The organism is Salipiger bermudensis, from assembly GCF_020171625.1.
In the GTDB taxonomy this organism is placed as follows: Bacteria; Pseudomonadota; Alphaproteobacteria; order Rhodobacterales; family Rhodobacteraceae; genus Salipiger; species Salipiger bermudensis_B.
Genome location: NZ_JAIUZY010000001.1, coordinates 709822 through 729266, shown reverse-complemented (window position 1 = coordinate 729266; position 19445 = coordinate 709822). Strand labels below are relative to the sequence as shown.

Annotated in this window: 18 protein-coding genes; 9 read left to right on the top strand and 9 right to left on the bottom strand. The window is 68.4% G+C overall.

All coding sequences use genetic code 11. From position 1 onward, the window contains the following. The first annotated feature begins 381 nt into the window (after positions 1 to 381). From trpB to LCM15_RS03455, 5 genes are all read left to right on the top strand, one after another. Positions 382 to 1608 carry a tryptophan synthase subunit beta gene (gene trpB, locus LCM15_RS03475; RefSeq protein WP_224853029.1) on the top strand — a complete coding sequence of 409 codons (1227 nt, stop codon included), beginning with the start codon at positions 382 to 384 and terminating at the stop codon, positions 1606 to 1608. A gap of 76 nt (positions 1609 to 1684) precedes the next feature. Further along, complete coding sequence (locus LCM15_RS03470; protein ID WP_224853027.1) at positions 1685 to 1903, top strand: hypothetical protein; 219 nt, start codon at positions 1685 to 1687, stop codon at positions 1901 to 1903. A gap of 176 nt (positions 1904 to 2079) precedes the next feature. Next, on the top strand, positions 2080 to 3090 hold the full coding sequence (locus LCM15_RS03465) for a TRAP transporter substrate-binding protein (RefSeq protein ID WP_224853025.1): 1011 nt from the start codon (positions 2080 to 2082) through the stop codon (positions 3088 to 3090). Continuing rightward, positions 3090 to 3599: a TRAP transporter small permease gene (locus tag LCM15_RS03460; protein WP_224853024.1), complete on the top strand. Its 510-nt coding sequence runs from the start codon at positions 3090 to 3092 to the stop codon at positions 3597 to 3599. The genes LCM15_RS03465 and LCM15_RS03460 overlap by 1 nt, the downstream gene beginning before the upstream one ends. Positions 3600 to 3603: 4 nt before the next feature. Beyond that, positions 3604 to 4884, top strand: coding sequence for a TRAP transporter large permease (locus LCM15_RS03455; RefSeq protein WP_224853022.1), 1281 nt, complete (start codon positions 3604 to 3606; stop codon positions 4882 to 4884). 7 nt (positions 4885 to 4891) lie between these two features. Here the strand turns inward: LCM15_RS03455 and LCM15_RS03450 are convergent, their stop codons facing one another. From LCM15_RS03450 to LCM15_RS03440, 3 genes are all read right to left on the bottom strand, one after another. Continuing rightward, positions 4892 to 5791 (bottom strand): LysR family transcriptional regulator, encoded by a 900-nt coding sequence (locus LCM15_RS03450; RefSeq protein ID WP_224853019.1) that lies wholly within the window; start codon positions 5789 to 5791, stop codon positions 4892 to 4894. A 6-nt stretch (positions 5792 to 5797) separates the two neighbouring features. Beyond that, complete coding sequence (locus LCM15_RS03445; RefSeq protein ID WP_224853018.1) at positions 5798 to 7072, bottom strand: NAD(P)/FAD-dependent oxidoreductase; 1275 nt, start codon at positions 7070 to 7072, stop codon at positions 5798 to 5800. Between the two features lie 151 nt (positions 7073 to 7223). Beyond that, complete coding sequence (locus tag LCM15_RS03440; RefSeq protein WP_224853016.1) at positions 7224 to 8597, bottom strand: FAD-binding oxidoreductase; 1374 nt, start codon at positions 8595 to 8597, stop codon at positions 7224 to 7226. A 92-nt stretch (positions 8598 to 8689) separates the two neighbouring features. Between LCM15_RS03440 and LCM15_RS03435 the strand changes: the two genes are divergently transcribed. Both LCM15_RS03435 and LCM15_RS03430 read left to right on the top strand, forming a co-directional pair. Beyond that, on the top strand, positions 8690 to 10366 hold the full coding sequence (locus tag LCM15_RS03435; protein ID WP_224853014.1) for a chloride channel protein: 1677 nt from the start codon (positions 8690 to 8692) through the stop codon (positions 10364 to 10366). A gap of 210 nt (positions 10367 to 10576) precedes the next feature. Continuing rightward, a complete protein-coding gene (locus LCM15_RS03430; RefSeq protein WP_224853012.1) occupies positions 10577 to 11128 on the top strand; it encodes a CHAP domain-containing protein in 552 nt (183 codons plus the stop codon). 313 nt (positions 11129 to 11441) lie between these two features. Here LCM15_RS03430 and LCM15_RS03425 read toward each other — a convergent pair whose 3' ends face one another. The 6 genes from LCM15_RS03425 to cobS form a co-directional block, all read right to left on the bottom strand. Next, a complete protein-coding gene (locus tag LCM15_RS03425; protein ID WP_224853010.1) occupies positions 11442 to 11786 on the bottom strand; it encodes a DUF427 domain-containing protein in 345 nt (114 codons plus the stop codon). A 59-nt stretch (positions 11787 to 11845) separates the two neighbouring features. Next, entirely contained in the window at positions 11846 to 13621 is a 1776-nt protein-coding gene (locus LCM15_RS03420) for an aminopeptidase P family protein (protein WP_224853008.1), read from the bottom strand. A gap of 283 nt (positions 13622 to 13904) precedes the next feature. After that, positions 13905 to 14228: an SH3 domain-containing protein gene (locus LCM15_RS03415; RefSeq protein ID WP_224853006.1), complete on the bottom strand. Its 324-nt coding sequence runs from the start codon at positions 14226 to 14228 to the stop codon at positions 13905 to 13907. 82 nt (positions 14229 to 14310) lie between these two features. Next, positions 14311 to 16188, bottom strand: coding sequence for a cobaltochelatase subunit CobT (gene cobT / locus LCM15_RS03410; RefSeq protein WP_224853004.1), 1878 nt, complete (start codon positions 16186 to 16188; stop codon positions 14311 to 14313). Between the two features lie 53 nt (positions 16189 to 16241). Further along, complete coding sequence (locus LCM15_RS03405) at positions 16242 to 16649, bottom strand: hypothetical protein (RefSeq protein ID WP_224853002.1); 408 nt, start codon at positions 16647 to 16649, stop codon at positions 16242 to 16244. A 184-nt stretch (positions 16650 to 16833) separates the two neighbouring features. Continuing rightward, a complete protein-coding gene (gene cobS, locus LCM15_RS03400; protein WP_224853000.1) occupies positions 16834 to 17817 on the bottom strand; it encodes a cobaltochelatase subunit CobS in 984 nt (327 codons plus the stop codon). A 158-nt stretch (positions 17818 to 17975) separates the two neighbouring features. Between cobS and LCM15_RS03395 the strand changes: the two genes are divergently transcribed. Both LCM15_RS03395 and LCM15_RS03390 read left to right on the top strand, forming a co-directional pair. Beyond that, the gene (locus LCM15_RS03395) at positions 17976 to 18533 is read left to right on the top strand and encodes a sigma-70 family RNA polymerase sigma factor (RefSeq protein ID WP_224852999.1); all 558 of its coding nucleotides are present in this window, start codon (positions 17976 to 17978) and stop codon (positions 18531 to 18533) included. Beyond that, positions 18530 to 19228 (top strand): anti-sigma factor domain-containing protein, encoded by a 699-nt coding sequence (locus LCM15_RS03390; RefSeq protein WP_224852997.1) that lies wholly within the window; start codon positions 18530 to 18532, stop codon positions 19226 to 19228. The genes LCM15_RS03395 and LCM15_RS03390 overlap by 4 nt, the downstream gene beginning before the upstream one ends. Positions 19229 to 19445: the final 217 nt, after the last annotated feature.

Here is a 19445-nt window from a genome sequence, read left to right as displayed (position 1 = left end):
GGCGCGATCCACGGCGGAGTGTGGCACGCACCGCGCGGTCCTGTGCGGGGGCTGCGTGTGCGGGGGCGATGGGGGCGTTTGCCTTCGGTCGGACCGCAGATGCATCTTGATAAGGGAAGAAGGGGGCGCTGCCCCCTCTTGGCGCTGCGCGCCAATTCACCCCCGAGGTATTTTTGAACCAAAGAAGCCATGAGCGCTGCGTCTCTGGCTTCTCTTCGTCAAAAATACTCCCGCCGGAGGCGTCCGCCAGGGCCACAAGTGGGTGTGTGATGGGGCTTGAGGCGACGGCGCCATCGGTAGCGCCGAGAAGATGCGAGGCGGGGCTGGTCAAGCGGCGGGGATATGCCTTAGACAAGGCCAACTGAGAGACGGAGAGGCGCGATGGACGATCTGTTCAATTCCTTCATGAACGGCCCCGATGAGAAAGGCCGCTTCGGCATCTATGGCGGGCGCTTCGTGTCCGAGACCCTGATGCCACTGATCCTCGAGCTCGAGGAACAGTACGAGCGGGCCAAGACCGACGACAGCTTCTGGGCCGAGATGGACGATCTCTGGAAAAATTATGTCGGCCGCCCGTCGCCGCTGTATTTCGCGCAGCGCATGACCAAGGAGCTTGGCGGTGCCAAGATCTACCTCAAGCGCGACGAGCTGAACCACACCGGCGCGCACAAGATCAACAACGTGCTGGGCCAGATCATCCTTGCCAAGCGCATGGGCAAGAGCCGCATCATCGCCGAGACCGGGGCCGGCCAGCACGGCGTGGCCACCGCGACCGTTTGCGCCAAGTTCGGTCTGAAATGCGTGGTCTACATGGGCGCGCATGACGTGGAGCGCCAGCAGCCCAACGTCTTCCGGATGCGCCTGCTGGGCGCCGAGGTGGTGCCGGTGACGTCGGGGCGCGGCACGCTCAAGGACGCGATGAACGACGCGCTGCGCGACTGGGTGACCAACGTGCGCGACACGTTCTACTGCATCGGCACGGTGGCGGGCCCGCATCCGTACCCGGCCATGGTGCGCGATTTCCAGGCCGTCATCGGCAAGGAGGTGCGCTGGCAGCTGGCCGAGCAGGAGGGCGAGGGCCGTCTGCCCGACAGCGTGATCGCGGCAATCGGCGGCGGCTCCAACGCCATGGGGCTGTTCCACCCGTTCCTCGACGACCCGACCGTGAAGATCATCGGCGTCGAGGCCGGCGGCAAGGGCGTCAACGAGAAGATGGAGCATTGCGCCTCGCTCACCGGCGGGCGCCCCGGCGTGCTGCACGGCAACCGCACCTACCTGCTGCAGGACGAGGACGGCCAGATCCTCGAGGGGTTCTCGATCTCCGCGGGACTCGACTATCCCGGCATCGGCCCCGAGCACGCCTGGCTTCACGACACCGGCCGGGCCGAGTATGTCTCGATCACCGACAAGGAGGCGCTGGAGGCGTTCCAGTTCTCCTGCCGCACCGAGGGCATCATTCCGGCGCTCGAGCCCAGCCACGCGCTGGCGCATGTGATGAAGATCGCGCCGACTCTGCCCAAGGACCACATCCTCGTGATGAACATGTGCGGGCGCGGCGACAAGGACATCTTTGCCGTCGCCAAGCATCTGGGTCAGGATCTGGGCTGAGCTTAGCAAGCCTTCGGGCAGACGACTGAAACAGAACGGCCGCGCGGGAGAGATCCCGGGCGGCCGTTCTTTTTGTGTGTTGCACCGTGTCGTCGGTAGGGCCACCGTTCGCGAGAACCGCGAGAACCGCGAGAACCGCGAGAACCGCGAGAACCGCGAGAACCGCGAGAACCGCGAGAGCCGCGAGAGCCGCGAGAGCCGCGAGAGCCGCGAGAGCCGCGAGAACCGCGAGACCCACGAGACAGGCGCGGGGGGCACGTCGCGCGTTTCGCAAGTCCCGTGGTTGGCGTTTTGAGCATGGGTGGGGTTCGGTCCGAACCGAAGCGCGCCGCGACGCTCCGGACGGAACGCGGCAGGATATTTTGCCCGGTCCCTCTTGCGCGCCGCAGCCCCATGCGAAACAGATAGCGCTACGGCAACGGGCCCCGCATGGCGGTCGGATCGGCCGCAAGACAGCAACAGGGACAGCCCATGACACATCTCCTGACCGCCACCGCGCTCGTCTGCAGCCTTGCCGGCGCCGCCTCCGCCCAGACCGTGCTTACCGTGGCCAACTGGCTGCCGCCGTCGCACCCGCTGGTCTCCGAGCTGATCGTGCCGATGACCGAGCAGATCGGCGAGGCCACCGGCGGCGAGGTGACCGCCAACATCCTGCCCGCGCCGCTGGGGCCGCCGCAGGCGCATTTCGACTTCGCCGTCAACGGCGTGGCCGACATCACCTTCGGCGTGCAGGGCTACAACCCGGGCCGCTTCAAGACCACAAATATCGTCGAGCTGCCGTTCCTCGGGGACAGCGCCGAGAACATCTCGGTCGCCTATTGGCGCGTGTTCGACGAGATGCTGCGCGACGCGGGCGAATATGATGACGTGAAGGTGCTGGCGGTGTTCAGCCACGGCCCGGGCGAGATCTTCCTCAAGTCCGGCGAGGTCTCCGAGCCCGACGTGCTGCAGGGCGTCAAGCTGCGGGTCGGGGGCGGCATCGTGCACGAGGTCGTCTCGGCGCTTGGCGCGGTGCCCGTCGAGGGGCCGTCGTCCAAGGCCTACGAGTTGCTGAGCCAGGGCGTGGCCGACGGCATCCTGTTCCCCTACGAGTCGGTGAACTTCTTCAAGCTGATCCCGCAGCTCGAACAGGCGATCTCGGTGCCGGGCGGGCTTTACAACACCTCGTTCTACATCGTGATGAACAAGGCCAAGTGGGAGAGCCTCGACCCCGAGCAGCAGGACGCCATCGACACCGTCACCGGCGAGGCGCTGGCGCGCATGGCGGGCCGGATGTGGGACGAGGCCGACGCCGCGGGCAAGGCCGCGATGGAGGGCGAGATCGCCATCACCCCGGCCACCGAGGCGCAGCTCTCGGCCTGGGAAAGCGCGCTGTCGCCGCTGGTGCAGGCCAAGCTCGAAGAAGCCGCCGAGACCGGCGTCGATGCGCAGGCGGCCTACGAGATGCTGCAGGCCGAGATCGCCAAGGAAGCCGGCGAGTAATGTCCGAGGCGCTGCCCGAGACGACGCGTCCGCGCGGGGCTTTCGGGCTGCGCGCGGCGCTTGCCGTGCTGGGCGGCGTGCTGCTGATGGCGTTGATGGGGATGACGGTGACCGACGTGATCGGGCGCTACGTCTTCAACGCACCGCTCCGGGGCGCGACCGAGCTCACCGAGCTGCTGCTCGCCGCGGTGGTCTTTCTCGGACTGCCGGCGGTGGCGCTGGCCGATGAGCACGTGACCGTCGATCTGGTGACCGACCGGATGCCGGCGGCGATAAAGCCGTGGCGCGGGGCGGCGACGGGGCTGTTCTCGGCGGTGGTGCTGGCAGTGGTGGCGTGGCGCGTCTGGGTCTACGCGGCGCAGATCGGCGGCTATGGCGGCACCACGACGACGCTCGCGATCCCGATCGCCCCGCTGGGTTATTTCTGCGCGGTCTGCACCGGCCTCGGTTCGCTTCTGACCGCGCTCGTGCCGGCACATGCTCTGATCGCGCACCGCAAAGAACACTGAGACCATGGAAAGCTGGCCTGTCGGCATGGCCGTTCTCGGCGCGCTGCTTCTGGTGGGGGTGCCGATCTCGATGGCGCTCGCAGGGGTGGGCCTCGTGGGCGTGGCCGCGATCATCGGCTGGACCCCGGCGCTGTCGCTGCTGGGCTCGGCCTTCTTCGACAACGGTCGCGACTATTCGCTCTCGGTGCTGCCGCTGTTCCTGATGATGGGCAACTTCGTGGTGCAGTCCGGCATCGCCGAGGAGCTCTACAAATCCGCCTATGCCTGGCTGCGCCATCGCAAGGGGGGGCTGGCCACCGCCACGGTCATCGCCTGCGGCGCGTTCAGCTCGGTCTGCGGCTCGTCGATGGCGACGGCGGCCACGATGACCCGCATCGCGCTGCCCTCGATGCGGTGCTACGGCTATCCCGACCGGCTCTCCACCGCCTCGATCGCTGCTGGCGGCACGCTGGGCATCCTGATCCCGCCCTCGGTGATCCTCGTGTTCTACGGCATCATGACCCAGCAGGACATCGGCAAGCTGTTCCTCGCCGGGCTGATCCCCGGCCTCATCGGCATCATCGGCTACAGCGTTGCCGTGCGCATCACGCTGGTGACGCAGAAGATCGACCTGCCGGTCGAGCCCAAGCTGCCGCTGATCGAGCGCATCCGCGCGCTCAGGGGCACCGCCGGGGCGCTGCTCCTCTTCGTCTTCGTGATGGGCGGCATCTATCTTGGCGTCTTCACCCCCACCGAGAGCGCCGGCATGGGCGCGGGCGGGGCGTTTCTTCTGGTGCTGCTCTCGGGCCGTTTCAGCCGCGAGAAGATGATCGCGGTGCTCTACGACACGATGAAGACCACCTCGATGATGTTCTTCATCCTGTTCGGCGCACTGACCTTCACCAATTACGTCAACATGTCGGGGATGACCCGCGACATCCAGACGGCGCTGAGCGTGTTCGGCGACACGCCGATGATGACGATCCTCGTGATGCTCTGCATCTATCTGGTGCTGGGCTGCGTGCTCGAGAGCCTGTCGATGATCATGCTCACCGTGCCGGTGTTCTATCCCATCGTGGCGGCGCAGGGCATCGACCTGATCTGGTTCGGCATCTTCGTCGTGATGGTGACCGAGATCTCCTACATCACGCCGCCGGTGGGGATGAATGCCTTCGTGCTGCGCTCGGTGGTGCCGGATGTGCGGCTTGGCACGATCTTCGGCGGGCTCGCGCCCTTCGTGGCGATGGACGTGCTGCGGGTGGCGCTGCTGACCGCGTTTCCGGGGCTGGTGCTGCTGCTGACCTGAGCGCGGCTCAGTCCGCAAGCGGCCGGAACGAGACCTCGCCGATCAGCCAGTCGCGAAACGCGGCCACCCGTTCGGAGCGCCCCTCTGGCGTGACTAGGTAGTAGGCCTTTTCGGTCGAGTAGGGCGCATCGAGCGCCACCCGCAGCCGACCATCGGCAAGCTCGCGTTCGATCAGGTAGCGCGGCAGCAGGGCGCAGCCCATGCCCGCCTTCACCGCCTCGATGGCGAGCGAGATCTGGTCGACCCAGTGGCCCTCGCCGGCGCGCTCGACGGCGACGCCGTGATGGGCGAACCAGTCGGGCCAGAGGCCGGGGCGCTCGGCGAGGTGGATGCGCGGCAGAGGGGCAAGCTTGGCCGGGGTCGCGGGACATTCCGCAGCGGTGTCACCGATCACCGGCACCATGATCTCCGAGCACAGGTAGCTGCAGATCCCGCCCGGCCAGTTGGGCTGACCGTAATGGATCGCAAGGTCGCAGGGGCTGTCATCGAAATCGAACACGCCCTTGCGGGTGCTGAGATCGATGCGCAGACCGGGATGCTGCGCGAGGTAGCCGGGCAGGCGGGGCATCAGCCAGCGCGCGGCAAAGGTCGGCAGCGCGTTGATCGAGAGCACCGATTCCTGCGCCGCGCCGGCCCCGGCATGGCGCAGGGCGCGCTCGGCCAGCCGCAGCAGGCGGTGCGCCTCTGGCAGCAGGTCTTCGCCGGCGCGGGTGAGCACCACGCGGCCCGGCGCGCGTTCGAAGAGTGGCGTGCCGATCTGCTCCTCGAGCTCGCGGATCTGGCGGCTGACGGCGCTCTGGGTCAGGGCCAGTTCCTCGGCAGCGCGGGTGAAGTTGCCGTGCCGGGCCGCCTGCTCGAAGGTCTGGAGCACGCGCAGGTCGGGCAGGTGGCGGCGCTGCAGGCTCATCGGCTCTCAGCGCGCCCCGGCCGCGTGCATCAGGGTCGCTCCGAACTCGTAGTAGCTGCCCCTGAGCGCCGTCAGGCTTTCGTCGTGGGCCTTCACCGGCGCCAGTGGCAGTCCGGAGAGGTCGCCCGTCAGCAGCGCCTCGGCGGCGGCGGTGCCGAACACCGTGCCGGGGCCGATGCCGCGCCCGGAATAGCCGAAGCACGACAGGGCATTTGGGCCGAGCGAGACGATCTTCGGGATGTGGTCCGAGGTCATGGCGATGCGGCCGCACCAACTGTGTTCGAAGGGCAGATCCGCGAGCTCGGGGAACAGCTGGCGCAGCTTGCGCCGGGCCCATCCGGCATGGATGCCGCCGCCGGGGCCGTCGAGATTGCCCATCGCGCCGAGGATGATCCGCCCGGCCCGATCGGTGCGGAAGGACGACATGACCAGCGCGGTGTCCCAGCAGCCCTCGCCGCGGGCGAGGATGCGCGCCCGCGCCTCCGCCGGCATCGGGGCGGTGGCGAACTGTCCGAAATGCACCGGCGTGTAGGCTGGCGGCTGCGCGCCCGACAGCGGCGCGTGATAGGCGTTGGTGGCCATCAGAAGCGCGCCCGCCTGCACGGTCTGGCTGTTGCAGGTGACACGCCAGCCGTCGCCGTCGCGGGCGATTTCGGTAACGGGGCTGTCCTCGAAGATCTGCGCCCCGGCGCGTTGCGCGGCACGCGCCAGCCCGCGGCAATAGCTCAGCGGCTGCACCGTTCCCGCGCGCGGATCGAAGAGCGCGCCATGCACCGACGCGCTGCCGACCCGCTCCTGCGCCTCTTCGGCGTCGAGCAGTTGCAGCGGCGCGCCGTGGGCATTGCCCTGCCGGAAGCGGGCGAGCAGGTCCTCCATGCCGGACGGAGCATGGGCGCAGTGCAGGGTGCCGTTCCGGGTGGCTTCGCAGGAGATCTCCTCGCGCTCGATGATGCCGTAGACCATGTCGGGCGCCGCGCCGAGCCGCGCGATCAGTGCGCGGCCCGCGTCTTCGCCCAGCTCGGTGAGGATCTCGTCGGGTTTCAGCCACAGCCCGGCATTGGCGAGTCCCACGTTGCGCCCCGAGCCGCCGTGCCCGATGGTCCGGGCCTCGAGCAGCGCCACCGAGGCGCCGCTTCGCGCCGCCTGAAGCGCGGCGGAACTGCCGCTGAAGCCGCCGCCGATCACCGCCAGATCGACGGTCAGGTCGCGCTCCAGCGGGCCGGCCGAAACCGCCTCGTCGCTGGAGACGCGCCAGAGATTGTCGTGGTGCGAAGCTGTCATTCTGCCTGTCCTAGGTTCGCAGGAGCCGCCCTTGTGGGCGGCCCTGCAATCTTCCCCATGACAAAGGTGTAACAGCGTCCGGCGCGGATGGAAGAGCCTGCGCACGCAAGCCGGGCACCTGCAGAGCCCGGCGCCCGGAGGGCCGAAAGACTCAGCCCTGCGGCACCAGCTTGCCGGGGTTCATGATGCCCTTGGGGTCGAGCGCGCGCTTGATCTCGCCCATCACCTGCCAGCCGTCGCCGTGCTCGGCCTCCATGTAGGCCATCTTGCCAAGGCCCACGCCATGCTCGCCGGTGCAGGTGCCGCCAAGCGCCAGCGCGCGCTCGGCCATCCGGTGCGACAGGCGCTTGGCCTCCTCGAGTTCCTCCGGCTTGTCGGGGTCGATCAGCAGGATGGCGTGGAAGTTGCCGTCGCCCACGTGGCCGAGGATCGGACCCGGCACGCCGCTTTGCGCGATGTCGGCCTGGGTCTCTTCCACCGCGGTGGCGAGCTGGGAGATCGGCACGCACATGTCGGTCACCACCGCCCGCGCGCCCTTGCGCGAGGCGAGAATGGCGTAATAGCCGTTGTGGCGGAGCGCCCAGAGCGCCCGGCGCTCCTCTTCCCGGGACGACCACTGGAACGGCGAGGCCCCGTGATCGGCGACGATCTCGCCAAAGCGCTCGGCATCCTGCGCCACGCTCTCGGGCGCGCCGTGGAACTCGACGAGCAGGTGCGGCGCCTCGGACATCTCGATGCCGGAATAGGCGGTGAAGGCCCGGGCGGTGGCGGCGTCGACGAACTCGATCCGGGCCATCGGAATGCCCATCTGGATGGTCTCCATCACCGCCGTCACGGCCGATCCCATGTCGGGGAAGGCGCAGATCCCGGCGCTCGTGGCCTCGGGGATGCCGTGCAGTCGCAGGGTCAGTTCGGTGACAAGGCCAAGCGTGCCCTCCGAGCCCACCATCAGGGCCGTCAAGTCGAAGCCCGCGGCGCTCTTGCGGGCGCGGGTGCCGGTGCGGATCACCCGGCCGTCGGCCAGCACCACGGTCATCCCGAGCACGTTGTCTCGCATCGAGCCGTAGCGCACCGTGGTGGTGCCCGAGGCGCGGGTCATCGCCATGCCGCCGAGACTGGCATTGGCGCCGGGATCGACCGGGAAGAACAGCCCCGTGGCGCGCAGCTCCTCGTTCAGCGCCTCGCGGGTGACGCCGGGCTGCACGGTGACGTCCATGTCGCCCATGCGGATCTCGAGCACCTTGTTCATGCGCGAGAAATCCACCACCACGCCGCCCCGCACCGCGAGCCCGTGACCCTCGAGCGAGGTGCCTGCGCCCCAGCCGATCACCGGGCAGTCCTGCGCGGCGCAGATCTTCACCAGCGCCTGCACCTCCTCGGTGGTCTCGGGATAGGCCACCGCGTCGGGCGGTGTGGTCGGGAAATGGGACTCCGAGCGGCCATGTTCGGCCAGATCGGGCTTGGACCGGCTGAGCCGTTCGCCTAGGAGTGAGGCAAGAGCATCAAGGGCGGCGTCGTTGGGCATCGGTAACCTCCGGGGAAATCGCGGGGACCATAGCGACGCCGCCCGCCCGGCGAAAGCCAAAGGCGCCCGGCACGCGCCAAAGGGGATAGGAAATGTTGCGCGAGGTCGCCCGCCAGTGGCATGAAATGCGCGTCACCTGCGGGCGCGGCTGGGACACGCTGAGGCACAAGGCACCGGGGCAGGTGACCTTCTGGCTCATCGCGCTGGTGGTCGGCGCCGCCTCGGGCTTCGCCGCCATCCTGTTCCGCTTTGCGATCCAGCGCCTTCAGGCCGGGCTCTACGGCACCGAGGACGTCAACACGCTGGCCAGCTTCGCCAGCGAGCTGCACTGGCTCTGGGTGCTGCTGATCCCGCTGGGCGGGGGCATCGTGGTCGGGCTCATCATCCAGTTCCTGACCCCGGATGGCCGCGTGCGCTCGGTCTCGGACGTGATCGAGGGCGCGGCGCTGAACGATGGCCGGGTCGAGAAGAAGGCTGGCATCGCCTCGGCGCTGTGTTCGTGGATCACGCTCTCGACCGGCGGCTCGACCGGGCGCGAGGGGCCGGTGGTGCACATCGCGGCGATGATCTCGTCCTGGGTGTCGAACCTGTTGCGGGTCGACGGAATCACCGGGCGCGACCTTCTGGGCTGCGCGGTGGCGGCGGCGGTCTCGGCCAGCTTCAACGCCCCGATCGCCGGGGCGCTGTTCGGGCTCGAGGTGGTGCTGCGCCACTTCGCCCTGCACGCCTTTGCGCCCATCGTGGTGGCCAGCGCCGCCGGCACGGTGATCAACCGGCTGGCCTTTGGCGATGTCACCGAGTTCCTGCTGCCCGGCACCACCACGGTCGAGTTCTACCTCGAGCTGCCCGCCTTCTTCTTGATGGGGCTGGTCTGCGGGCTGGTCGCGGTGGTGATGATGCGGGCGATCTTCTGGTCCGACGATCTCGGCAACCGCCTGCAAAGGCGCATGGGACTGCCGATCTGGCTGCGCCCGGCGGTGACGGGGCTGCTGCTCGGGGCCATCGCCATCGAGTTCCCGCATATCATCGGGGTGGGCTACGAGACCACCTCGCTGGCGCTGACCGGCGGTCTTGGCCTGCGCGAGGCGGTGCTGTTCACCATCGTCAAGGTGGCGGCGGTGTCGGTCACCATGGCCGGGCGCATGGGCGGCGGCGTGTTCTCGCCCTCGCTGATGGTCGGCGCACTGACCGGCCTGACTTTCGCCCATATCGCGACGGGGCTGTTTCCCGAGCAGAGCTCGGCCTTCACGCTCTATGCGCTCGCGGGCATGGGGGCGGTCGCGGCGGCGGTGCTCGGTGCGCCGATCTCGACCACGCTGATCGTGTTCGAACTGACGGGCGACTGGCAGACCGGGCTGGCGGTGATGGTTTCGGTCTCGATGTCCACGGCGGTGGCCTCGCGGCTGGTCGATCGCAGCTTCTTCCTCAGCCAGCTCGAGCGCCGCAACGTGCACCTCGCCGCCGGACCGCAGGCCTACCTTCTGGCGATGTTCCGCGTGGCGGGCGTGATGCGCAAGCCGGGCGATCCCGGCGCGGCGGACGAGGAGGCCTGCCTGCGGATGATCGAGCAGGGGCTTTACGTCCAGCAGGGCGCAACGCTCGAGACCGCGCTGCCGCGGTTCGAGAAGTCCGGCGTTGCCTACCTGCCGGTGGTGACGCTCGAGGGCGAGGCGCAGACCCCGGTTCTGCAAGGCGCGCTGTTCCATGTCGACGCGCTCAAGGCCTACAACCGCGCGCTCGCCGCCACCGCCGCGGAAGAGCATTCCTGAGTGCGCATCGACGCTGCGCTGCGCGTGTCGTAGGCACTCCGCGTCGCCGCTCGGTCGATGCAGGGCGGGGGCGCGGGGATTTGCCCGTATATGCGCGGATTTCTGCCGAACCCACATCACCGCTCTTTGCAAAAGTTTACGGTTGGTAAAAAGATATTCGCGAGCCGCCGGGAACAGGTGGCCGAGCAGAAACAACCGTTCGAGGGACGAATGAGCGTGACCGGCGCCCGCAAGGCCAGATTTGGCCTGCCCATCCTATGTGCAATGCTTCTGGCCACCGCGGCCTGTTCGACCAAGGCGCCCGACATCGCCTACAGCGCGAGCGGCATCGACCTCGACCGCCGCGCCATGGCGCTGCGCGAGGTGAAAGAGCTGCAGAATGCCGGACAGCGCGTCTGGTGCGTGCCCTTCGCGCGCAACGCCAGCGGCGTCGAGATCCGCGGCAATGCGAACACCTGGTGGGGCAAGGCGCAGGGCCTTTACGACCGCGGCGTCCAGCCCGTCGAGGGCGCGGTGATGGCGTTCGCGGCCACCGGCGGGATGCCGATGGGGCACGTGGCGGTGGTCTCCGACGTGGTCTCGCCGCGCGAGGTCCGCATCGACCATGCCAACTGGAAGCGCAACAAGGTGACGCTGGGCATGACGGTGCAGGACGTCTCGGCGGCCAACGATTGGTCAGAGGTGCGCGTCGAGAGCAACCCCGGCAGCTTCGGCAAGGTCTACCCGATCAACGGCTTCATCTATCCCAGCCGGGTGCAGTAAGTCTTTCTCTGCAAGGCGGTGCGCGCCGGGGGCGCGCGCTGATCGTCTCGCCCGCGGCCCTTTGGGCCGCGATCTCGTGGGCGTGGGTGGTGGGCTGACGCCTTTATGCGGCGTGACGCCGGTTGGACGGGACGGCCTGCCTCCGGCGGGAGTATTTTCGACGAAGAGAAGACAGGGGCTGCGCGGGGCGGTGTGCTCTTGCGCCGCCGGGGCAACGGGGCCGGGCGGTCGCCGGGGCATCCGGAGACCGTGCCAGAGATGAGAAAAGGCAGGCGCGGGGCCTGCCTTTTTTGGTTTTCGCCTGTGCGCGGGGTCAGACCTGTTCGACCGCGACGCCGTCCTGGACCTGGAAGGCGAGGTAGCCGGCCAGCGGCGCCGCTTCGTCCTTGGGGCTTTCATAGGACAGCACCGCGTTCTCGTAGCTGCGGCTTTTCGAGGCGATGGTGAAATGCGTAGCCTCGCCGATATGCTGGTTGATGGTGCGGTAGTCGGACGGCTCGAGGAACGCCATGGCGATGTCCTCGCGCGGGAAGAAGATCACGCCGGGCATGTCGCCTTCGGTCAGTTCCAGCGCGCGATTGCTCTCGCCCAGAACCGCGCCGCCGGCGCGGATCACCCAGGTGCCCGCGGTCGGGCGGATGGTGATGTGGTTCATCATGTCGGTGTCTCCCCGTTTTGTCGTTTATTATATATCGGCCGTCTTGCGACAGTCCTGTGTCAGAGCGGCGCGCAGGCCGCTGCCAGCCAGTCCGCATCGGCGCCCTCCACAAGCGGTCCGATGCGGGCCAGCACCTCGTCGTGATAGGCGTCGAGCCAGTCGCGCTCGGCCTGCGTCAGCAGGGCCGGCACCACCAGCCGCCGGTCGATTGGCACCCATGTCAGGGTCTCGAAGCGCAACATCCGTGCCACCGTCTGGCCCGGCAGGGCGGCGGCGGCTTCCACGGCGATGAGGTTCTCGATCCGGATACCATAGGCGCCTTCGCGGTAAAAGCCCGGCTCGTTCGACAGGATCATCCCCGGCTCGAGCGGCACCGTGCCGGTGCGGGCGATGCGCGCCGGGCCCTCGTGCACGCTGAGATAGGCGCCGACGCCGTGGCCGGTGCCGTGACCGTAATCGAGGCCTTCTTCCCAGAGCGCGGCGCGGGCGAGCGCATCGATGTCGCGCCCGGCGAGTCCGGCCGGGAAGCGCAGCCGCGACAGCGCGATCATGCCTTTGAGCACGCGAGTGAAATTGGCGCATTCCTCCTCGCCCACGTCGCCCATGGCAATGGTGCGGGTGATGTCGGTGGTGCCGTCCACGTATTGCCCGCCGCTGTCGACCAGCAGCAGTTCGCCCGCACCGACGTGCCGGTCGGTGGCCTCGGTGACGCGGTAATGCACGATGGCGCCGTTGGGGCCGGCGCCGGCGATGGTCTCGAAGGAGATGTCGCGCAGCGCGTTGGTGGCGCGGCGCTCGGCCTCGAGCGCGGTGACCACGTCGATTTCGGTGAGACTGTCGGGCGGCTGGCGGTCGAGCCAGGCGAGGAAGCGCACCATCGCGGCGCCGTCGCGCAGGTGAGCGGCGCGGGCGCCCTCGAGCTCGGCCTCGGTCTTGCGCGCTTTGGGCAGCAGGCAGGGATCGGGGGCCTCGACGATCTTGGCGGTGGCGAGCGCATCGGCCACCGCCACCGGGCAGCTCGCCGGATCGATCTGCACCCGGCCGCCCAGCGTGGCCACCGCGGCGAGGAAGCCGTCGGGCGGCAGCACCTTGACCTTGGGCCCGAGATGGTCGCCCAGACCTTCGAGCTTGGAGTCATCAATGAAAAGCTCGACGGTGCCGTCTTCGTTAAGCAGCGCGAAGCCGTGCGGCACGGGGTTGCGCGGGATGTCGGAGCCGCGGATGTTGAGCAGCCAGGCGATGCTGTCGGGCAGGGTGATCACGCAGGTCGGGGCTTTCAGATCCTGCGCCAGCCGGTCGATCTTGTCGGAGTGCGCCTCGCCGGTGAGCTCCAGGGGCTGGGCGAAGACCGCGCCCTGCGGCGGGGCGGGCTGGTCGGGCCAGATCCGGTCGACGAGGTTGTCGGTGCGGATGAAGCCGTGGCTTTCGAGCTTTGCCTCGAGCCCGCGCAGCTGGTCGACCGTGAACAGCCACGGATCGATGCCGATCCGGCCGCCCTCGGGCAACTTGGCGGCAATCCAGTCCGCAAGGCTGGTCTCGGGCCAGTCGACGGGGGTGAACTCCGGCGCCACCTGCGCCTTGACCTGCACGCGGTAGCGGCTGTCGACGAACACGCCGGCCGCGTCGGTCAGCGCCACACAGAACCCGGCCGAGCCGGTGAAGCCGGTGAGCCAGGCCAGCCGGTCGTCGCGCGGGGCGACATACTCGCCCTGATGGGCATCGGCTCGCGGCACGATGAAACCGTCGAGCTCTTCGCGGGAAAGCTCCTCGCGCAGGCGGGCCAGCCGCGGCGGGCCCTGCTCGGGGCGGGCGGTCTCCTGGAAGGTCTGAAACATGGCGCGGCTCCTTTTTCGCGGACCCTATCAGGCCTGCGCCCGGGTGCCAGAGGCAACTGCTTCAGGCGGGCGCGTGAGGTAGGTCCCGGAGGGTGCGGGGATGTGGCGGGCCATCGTCAGGGCGTGGGGCGCGCAGGTGGTCACGGTTCACGGATCCTGCCGTGCGGCGTCGGTCTACGCGATCCGCTGCTGCCGCACGCTTTCGCAAACGACAGCGGCGGGGAGGGCGGCGCGACACGTCCGGCTCTGTCAGGCGACGGCGCAGGCGCGGAGGTCCGGCGGCTCAGGGGTAGAACTCGCACCACGCGGTGTGGATCCAGCCCTTGAACTGGGCCTCGCGGCCGTTCAGGGCGCCGTTCTGCACGAAGCACCACTTGCCCTCGCAGGCGCGCAGGTAGGCGGCGTCGCCATTGTGCAGGCGGCCGATCTCGGCGTAGCCCGAGCCGGGCCCGGCGCGCAGGGCGAGAAAGCCGTCGCCGTTCGGGTCGAGCCCCGTGACAAGGCAGCCGGTGTCGGTGATGATCTCGCCCCGTGGCGGCACCATGGTCTGGGCGTGCAGGGCGGTTGCGCCGCACAGGGCGAGCGCGAGCGCGAAACGAAATTTCATGACAATGCTCCTGATCTCGAAATGCCGGATCAGCATAGCAGAGCGCGCCCGCATCCCCTAGCGGCGCGGGCGCGGATTGGGCCTAGCTGGCGCGCTTGATGCCCATGAACCGGGCGCGGGCGCGCGGGTCGCTGTCGAACAGCGCCGCCAGTTGCTCGGTCATCGCCCCGGCGAGTTGCTCGACATCGGTGATCGTCACCGCGCGCTCGTAGTAGCGGGTGACGTCGTGGCCGATGCCGATGGCCAGCAGTTCCACCTGTTTCTTGCGCTCGACCATGGCGATCACGTCGCGCAGGTGCTTTTCGAGGTAGTTCGCAGGGTTCACCGAGAGTGTCGAGTCGTCGACCGGCGCGCCATCGGAGATCACCATGAGGATCTTGCGTGCCTCGGGACGGGCGGCCATCCGGCGATGCGCCCATTCCAGCGCCTCGCCGTCGATGTTCTCCTTCAGAAGGCCCTCTTTCATCATCAGGCCCAGATTGTCGCGCACCCGGCGCCACGGCGCATCGGCGCGCTTGTAGATGATGTGGCGCAGGTCGTTGAGGCGGCCGGGCTGCTGCTCGCGGCCTTCGTTGAGCCACTTCTCGCGGGCCAGCCCGCCCTTCCACGCGCGGGTGGTGAAGCCGAGGATCTCGACCTTGACGTTGCAGCGCTCAAGCGTGCGCGCCAGCACGTCGGCGCAGATCGCCGCAATCGAGATCGGGCGCCCGCGCATGGAGCCGGAATTGTCGAGCAGAAGCGTCACCACGGTGTCGCGGAACTCGGTGTCCTTCTCGACCTTGAAGCTGAGCGGGGTGGTCGGGTTGGCGACCACGCGGGCGAGGCGGCCGGCATCGAGGATGCCTTCCTCGAGGTCGAACTCCCAGCTGCGGTTCTGCTGCGCCTGCAGCCGGCGCTGAAGCTTGTTGGCCAGCCGCGAGACGGCGCCCTTGAGCGGCTCGAGCTGCTGGTCGAGATAGGCGCGCAGCCGTTCAAGCTCCTGCGCCTCGGCCAGCTCCTCGGCGGCGATCTCTTCGTCATGGGTGGTGTCGAAGACGCGGTATTGCGGGTCGGCCTCCGAGGCGGGCGCGGGGGCAGGCGGCTCCATCGGCGCCTCGCCCTCGGGCATCTCGGTTTCCTCGCCCATCTCCTGATCGGCCATGTCGTCGGCAGAGACCTGCGCCTGAGAGGCGTCCTGCGTCTCGTCCTGGCTCTGCTCGGGCGAGGCGTCGGCCTCGTCCTGCTGGTCCTCGTCCTGGCCGTTGCTGTCGGGCTGTTCCTCGTCGGCGCCCTCGGGTTCGGCCTCGGCCTCGTCCTCGTCGTCGATCTGGTCAGGGTCCTCGCCAAGCTGGTCGCCATAGCCGAGATCGGTGATCATCTTGCGCGCGAAGCGGGCAAAGGCGGTCTGGTCGGCGAGCGTCTCCTCGAGCCCTTCCAGCGTGCCGCCGGCCTGCTCCTCGATGAAGCCGCGCCACAGCTGCATGACGTGGTCGGCATCCTTCGGCAGGTCTCGCCCGGTGGCGAGGTGGCGGATCAGGTAGCCTGCGGCCACCGGCAGCGGCGCCTCGGAGGGCTGGGTGATCTGGCCATAGCCGCGACGGGCCGCCTCGTGGCCGATCTTGGCGTCGATATTGCCGGCGGTGCCGGGCATGTCGCGGGCGCCCATGGCCTCGCAGCGGGCGGTCTCCATCGCCTCGTAGAGCTCGCGCGCGATGTCACCCGGCGGGGCGTAGCGGGCGTGGGTGCCGGCGTCGTGGTAGCGGCGGTGCAGCGCCAGCGCGTCGGCGGTGCCGCGGGCCAGCAGCACCTCGTCGCGGGTCATGCGGCGGCTGACCTGCGGCAGGCGCATGATGTCGCCCGAGACCCCGGACGGGTCGACGGTGTAGTTCACCGTGAGGTCGGAATCGTCGGCCATGACCTTGGTTGCTTCGGCCAGGGCCTTCTTGAACGGATCTGCGGGGTTGTCGTCATTGCGCGCCATGGCGACAGGTTTCGCGCCCTGCGGCGCGATTGGCAAGGGGCAAATATCGCGGCTCAGCCGGGCAGGAGGGAGGTGCAGCGGGCCAGCGCCCGTTCGGCCAGCAAACGGGCGCGGGCGGCGCGATGCGTGTCGCGGTGGAAGCTGGCGGTCTGCAGCAGCTGCGCCTGCGCGCGTTTGGCGGCGATGCGCTGGTGCAGGATGCGCGGCCCGTCGAGGCCCGCCGCCCGCGCGTCGGGCAGGATGGCGGCGAGCAGATCCTCGAACCCGCGCCGCTGGCGCTGTTCTGCGCGGCTGTCGCCGCGGTTGGTGAGCCAGCCGTGTTCGATGGTAGCCGAGAGGCGCCCGGCGCAGCCTGCGAAGAGGCGGACGCGTTCAGCCGTCTGCGCCGGGGCGGCGCCCGATGCGGACGCCGTCAGAAGGGCGACGAGAGCGCCGCTGAGACATGGTTTCAAAGCGCCCATGTCATAGACTTTAGCGCGCATTGATTAATCGGACATGGGCGCGTGCCGATTCCCGACCCTAGGACCGATCCAAGCGTCAGGCGTTTGGCTTGAACGCGCGCTCTGCACCGCGCCACCCCCTGCGCAGCAAAAAGGCCGCGCCTCCTGTCAGAGGCGCGGCCCTTTCAGGTCCTGGAGAGCCGCATCAGGCGAGGCTGAGGTTCGCAGCGCTTTCCGGCAGTTCCTCGTCGAAGCAGCGCTGGTAGAACTCGGCCACGGTCTGGCGCTCGAGCTCGTCGCACTTGTTGAGGAAGGACAGGCGGAAGGCGTAGCCGATGTTGCGGAAGATCTCGGCATTGGTGGCCCAGGCGATCACCGTGCGCGGCGACATCACCGTCGACAGCTCACCGTTCATGAAGGCGCGGCGGGTGAAATCGGCCACAGTCACCATCTGGCGCACGGTCTTGCGGCCTTTCTCGGTGTTGTAATGCGGCGCCTTGCTGAGGACGATGTTGGTTTCGGCGTCGATGCTGAGATAGTTCAGCGTCGCCACCAGCGACCAGCGGTCCATCTGGCCTTGGTTGATCTGCTGGGTGCCGTGATAAAGCCCCGTGGTGTCGCCAAGGCCGACGGTGTTGGCCGTGGCGAAGATGCGGAAATGCTTGTGCGGCGTGATGACCTGATTCTGGTCGAGCAGGGTCAGCTTGCCGTCGGTCTCAAGCACGCGCTGGATTACGAACATCACGTCGGCGCGGCCTGCATCGTACTCGTCGAACACGATGGCGGTGGGGTTGCGCAGCGCCCAGGGCAGGATGCCTTCCTGGAACTGGGTGACCTGCTTGCCGTCCACCAGCTTGATCGCATCCTTGCCGATCAGGTCGATCCGGGAGATGTGGCTGTCGAGGTTGACCCGCACGCAGGGCCAGTTGAGCCGCGCTGCCACCTGTTCGATATGGGTCGACTTGCCGGTGCCGTGGTAGCCCTGGATCATCACCCGGCGGTTGTTGCGGAAACCCGCAAGGATGGCCATCGTGGTGTCGGGGTCGAACTTGTAGGTGCTGTCGATGTCCGGCACCCGGTCGGTGCGCTCGGGGAAGCCGTGCACCACCATGTCGGTGTCGATGCCGAAGACTTCACGGACCTCGATTTCCTCGGTCGGTTTCGCATTGACGTCGATATCACTGCTCATGGCGGGCCTCTGTCGGATCTGTAAAACGCTTTGCCCCGTGGTGCCCCATATCTCTGGCAGTGGCAAGAGCGGGGGCGCGGCGTGGATAGGGATTGCAACGCCGCGCCATCTCGTTACGCTGCCGGCAACGAAACGACCCAAGCCAGGCGCCGCAGCACGTGACCACCCCGCAAGCCGAGATTGAAGACCTGATCGCCCGGATCGCCATGGGCGACCGCGCGGCGTTCCGATCGCTTTATGACCGGACAGCGGCGAAACTCTTTGGCGTCTGCCTGCGTGTCTTGAATGACAGGGCGCTTGCCGAGGAAGCGCTGCAGGACGTGTATTGCAAGATCTGGGCGCGGGCTGGCCAGTACCGGGTCAACGGGTTCTCCCCGATGACCTGGCTGATCACGCTGGCGCGCAATGCTGCGATCGATCGCCGCCGCAAGCGCGATGCCGGCGAGCGGCGCAAGCAGGATCCGATCGATACGGCCGAGATGATCGCCGATCCGGGTCCCGGGCCGGCGCAGCAATTGCAGTCGCGGGCCGAGGCCGAGGCCCTGTTCGGCTGCATGGCCGAGCTGCCGCCCGAGCGTGCTGAGATGGTGCGACGCGCCTATCTCGAGGGCGTAACCTATAACGAGCTCTCCGATGCCACCGGCGTCAAGCTCAACACCGTACGAACCTGGCTGCGCCGCAGCCTGATGCAACTGAGGGAGTGCCTGAGCCGATGAGCGGGCCTGAGGATACGGATCTACCGGGCGGCTGGGAAGCCGCGGCGGCGGAGTATGTCCTTGGGCTGCTGCCGAAGGACGAGCTGCGCGCCTTCGAGACGCAGCTTAATCAGGATCCGGCGCTGCAGCAGGACGTCGAGGCGTGGGAGGCGTATTTCGCCGCCTTCACCGACGATATCGAGGAGGTCGCGCCGCCGCCGCAGGTGCTGAGCCGCACCGAGGCGCAGCTCTTCGGCAAGCCGCGTGCGCCGCTCTGGCAGCAGATCCTGCCCTATTTCCTCGGCGCGGTGGCCGCCGCGGCAATCGCCTGGATGGCGATGTTCGGCGGGCTGCTGCAATCGAGCGACGCGCCCGATCTCTGGGCCGATCTCGAGACGCCGGAGCGCGGTCTGGTGATGCTGGCGCATTACGCCCCCGAGAGCCAGACCTTCATGGTGCGCCGCGATGCGGGCGAGTACCCCGACGACCGGTCCTTCGAGATCTGGCTGATCGCCGATCCAGAGAGCGCGCCGGTCTCGATCGGTCTGGTGGATCGCGAGCAGCTGACCGAGATCTGGCTCTCCGACGAGATCGCCGCCCAGCTTCCGGGCGCCACCGTCGCGATTTCGGAAGAGCCGCTCGGAGGGTCTCCGACCGGCGTGGCGACCGGGCCGGTACTGTCTGCGGGACAACTCGAGCCACGCGACGAGCTTTAAGCGATGCCGCCACGATCGTGGCGGGGCGCATCGCCTCCCTCGATCTGCCGAAGTTCCTAGAAGTTCAGAGAGACCGGTCAGGTTCATGCGTCCGCGTGGGGCGGGACGGCGATCCTCTCACCGCGAGCTTATCGCCGGGCTGTCGGCCTCGGGTGTCGGTTCAGCTTCGCCCGCTCCAGAGCGAGACCCGCCCAGGCGACCCCGGTTCCGAAGGGGC

Excerpts from the sequence above, each read along its gene's own strand:
- cobS (WP_224853000.1), bottom strand. The coding sequence starts at position 17,817 with ATGAGCAGTGATATCGACGTCAATGCGAAACCGACCGAGGAAATCGAG.
- LCM15_RS03465 (WP_224853025.1), top strand. The coding sequence starts at position 2,080 with ATGACACATCTCCTGACCGCCACCGCGCTCGTCTGCAGCCTTGCCGGC.
- LCM15_RS03435 (WP_224853014.1), top strand. The coding sequence starts at position 8,690 with ATGTTGCGCGAGGTCGCCCGCCAGTGGCATGAAATGCGCGTCACCTGC.
- LCM15_RS03450 (WP_224853019.1), bottom strand. The coding sequence starts at position 5,791 with ATGAGCCTGCAGCGCCGCCACCTGCCCGACCTGCGCGTGCTCCAGACC.
- LCM15_RS03415 (WP_224853006.1), bottom strand. The coding sequence starts at position 14,228 with ATGAAATTTCGTTTCGCGCTCGCGCTCGCCCTGTGCGGCGCAACCGCC.
- LCM15_RS03430 (WP_224853012.1), top strand. The coding sequence starts at position 10,577 with ATGAGCGTGACCGGCGCCCGCAAGGCCAGATTTGGCCTGCCCATCCTA.
- LCM15_RS03405 (WP_224853002.1), bottom strand. The coding sequence starts at position 16,649 with ATGGGCGCTTTGAAACCATGTCTCAGCGGCGCTCTCGTCGCCCTTCTG.
- LCM15_RS03390 (WP_224852997.1), top strand. The coding sequence starts at position 18,530 with ATGAGCGGGCCTGAGGATACGGATCTACCGGGCGGCTGGGAAGCCGCG.
- LCM15_RS03455 (WP_224853022.1), top strand. The coding sequence starts at position 3,604 with ATGGAAAGCTGGCCTGTCGGCATGGCCGTTCTCGGCGCGCTGCTTCTG.
- trpB (WP_224853029.1), top strand. The coding sequence starts at position 382 with ATGGACGATCTGTTCAATTCCTTCATGAACGGCCCCGATGAGAAAGGC.
- LCM15_RS03420 (WP_224853008.1), bottom strand. The coding sequence starts at position 13,621 with ATGTTTCAGACCTTCCAGGAGACCGCCCGCCCCGAGCAGGGCCCGCCG.
- LCM15_RS03460 (WP_224853024.1), top strand. The coding sequence starts at position 3,090 with ATGTCCGAGGCGCTGCCCGAGACGACGCGTCCGCGCGGGGCTTTCGGG.
- LCM15_RS03445 (WP_224853018.1), bottom strand. The coding sequence starts at position 7,072 with ATGACAGCTTCGCACCACGACAATCTCTGGCGCGTCTCCAGCGACGAG.
- LCM15_RS03425 (WP_224853010.1), bottom strand. The coding sequence starts at position 11,786 with ATGATGAACCACATCACCATCCGCCCGACCGCGGGCACCTGGGTGATC.
- LCM15_RS03440 (WP_224853016.1), bottom strand. The coding sequence starts at position 8,597 with ATGCCCAACGACGCCGCCCTTGATGCTCTTGCCTCACTCCTAGGCGAA.
- cobT (WP_224853004.1), bottom strand. The coding sequence starts at position 16,188 with ATGGCGCGCAATGACGACAACCCCGCAGATCCGTTCAAGAAGGCCCTG.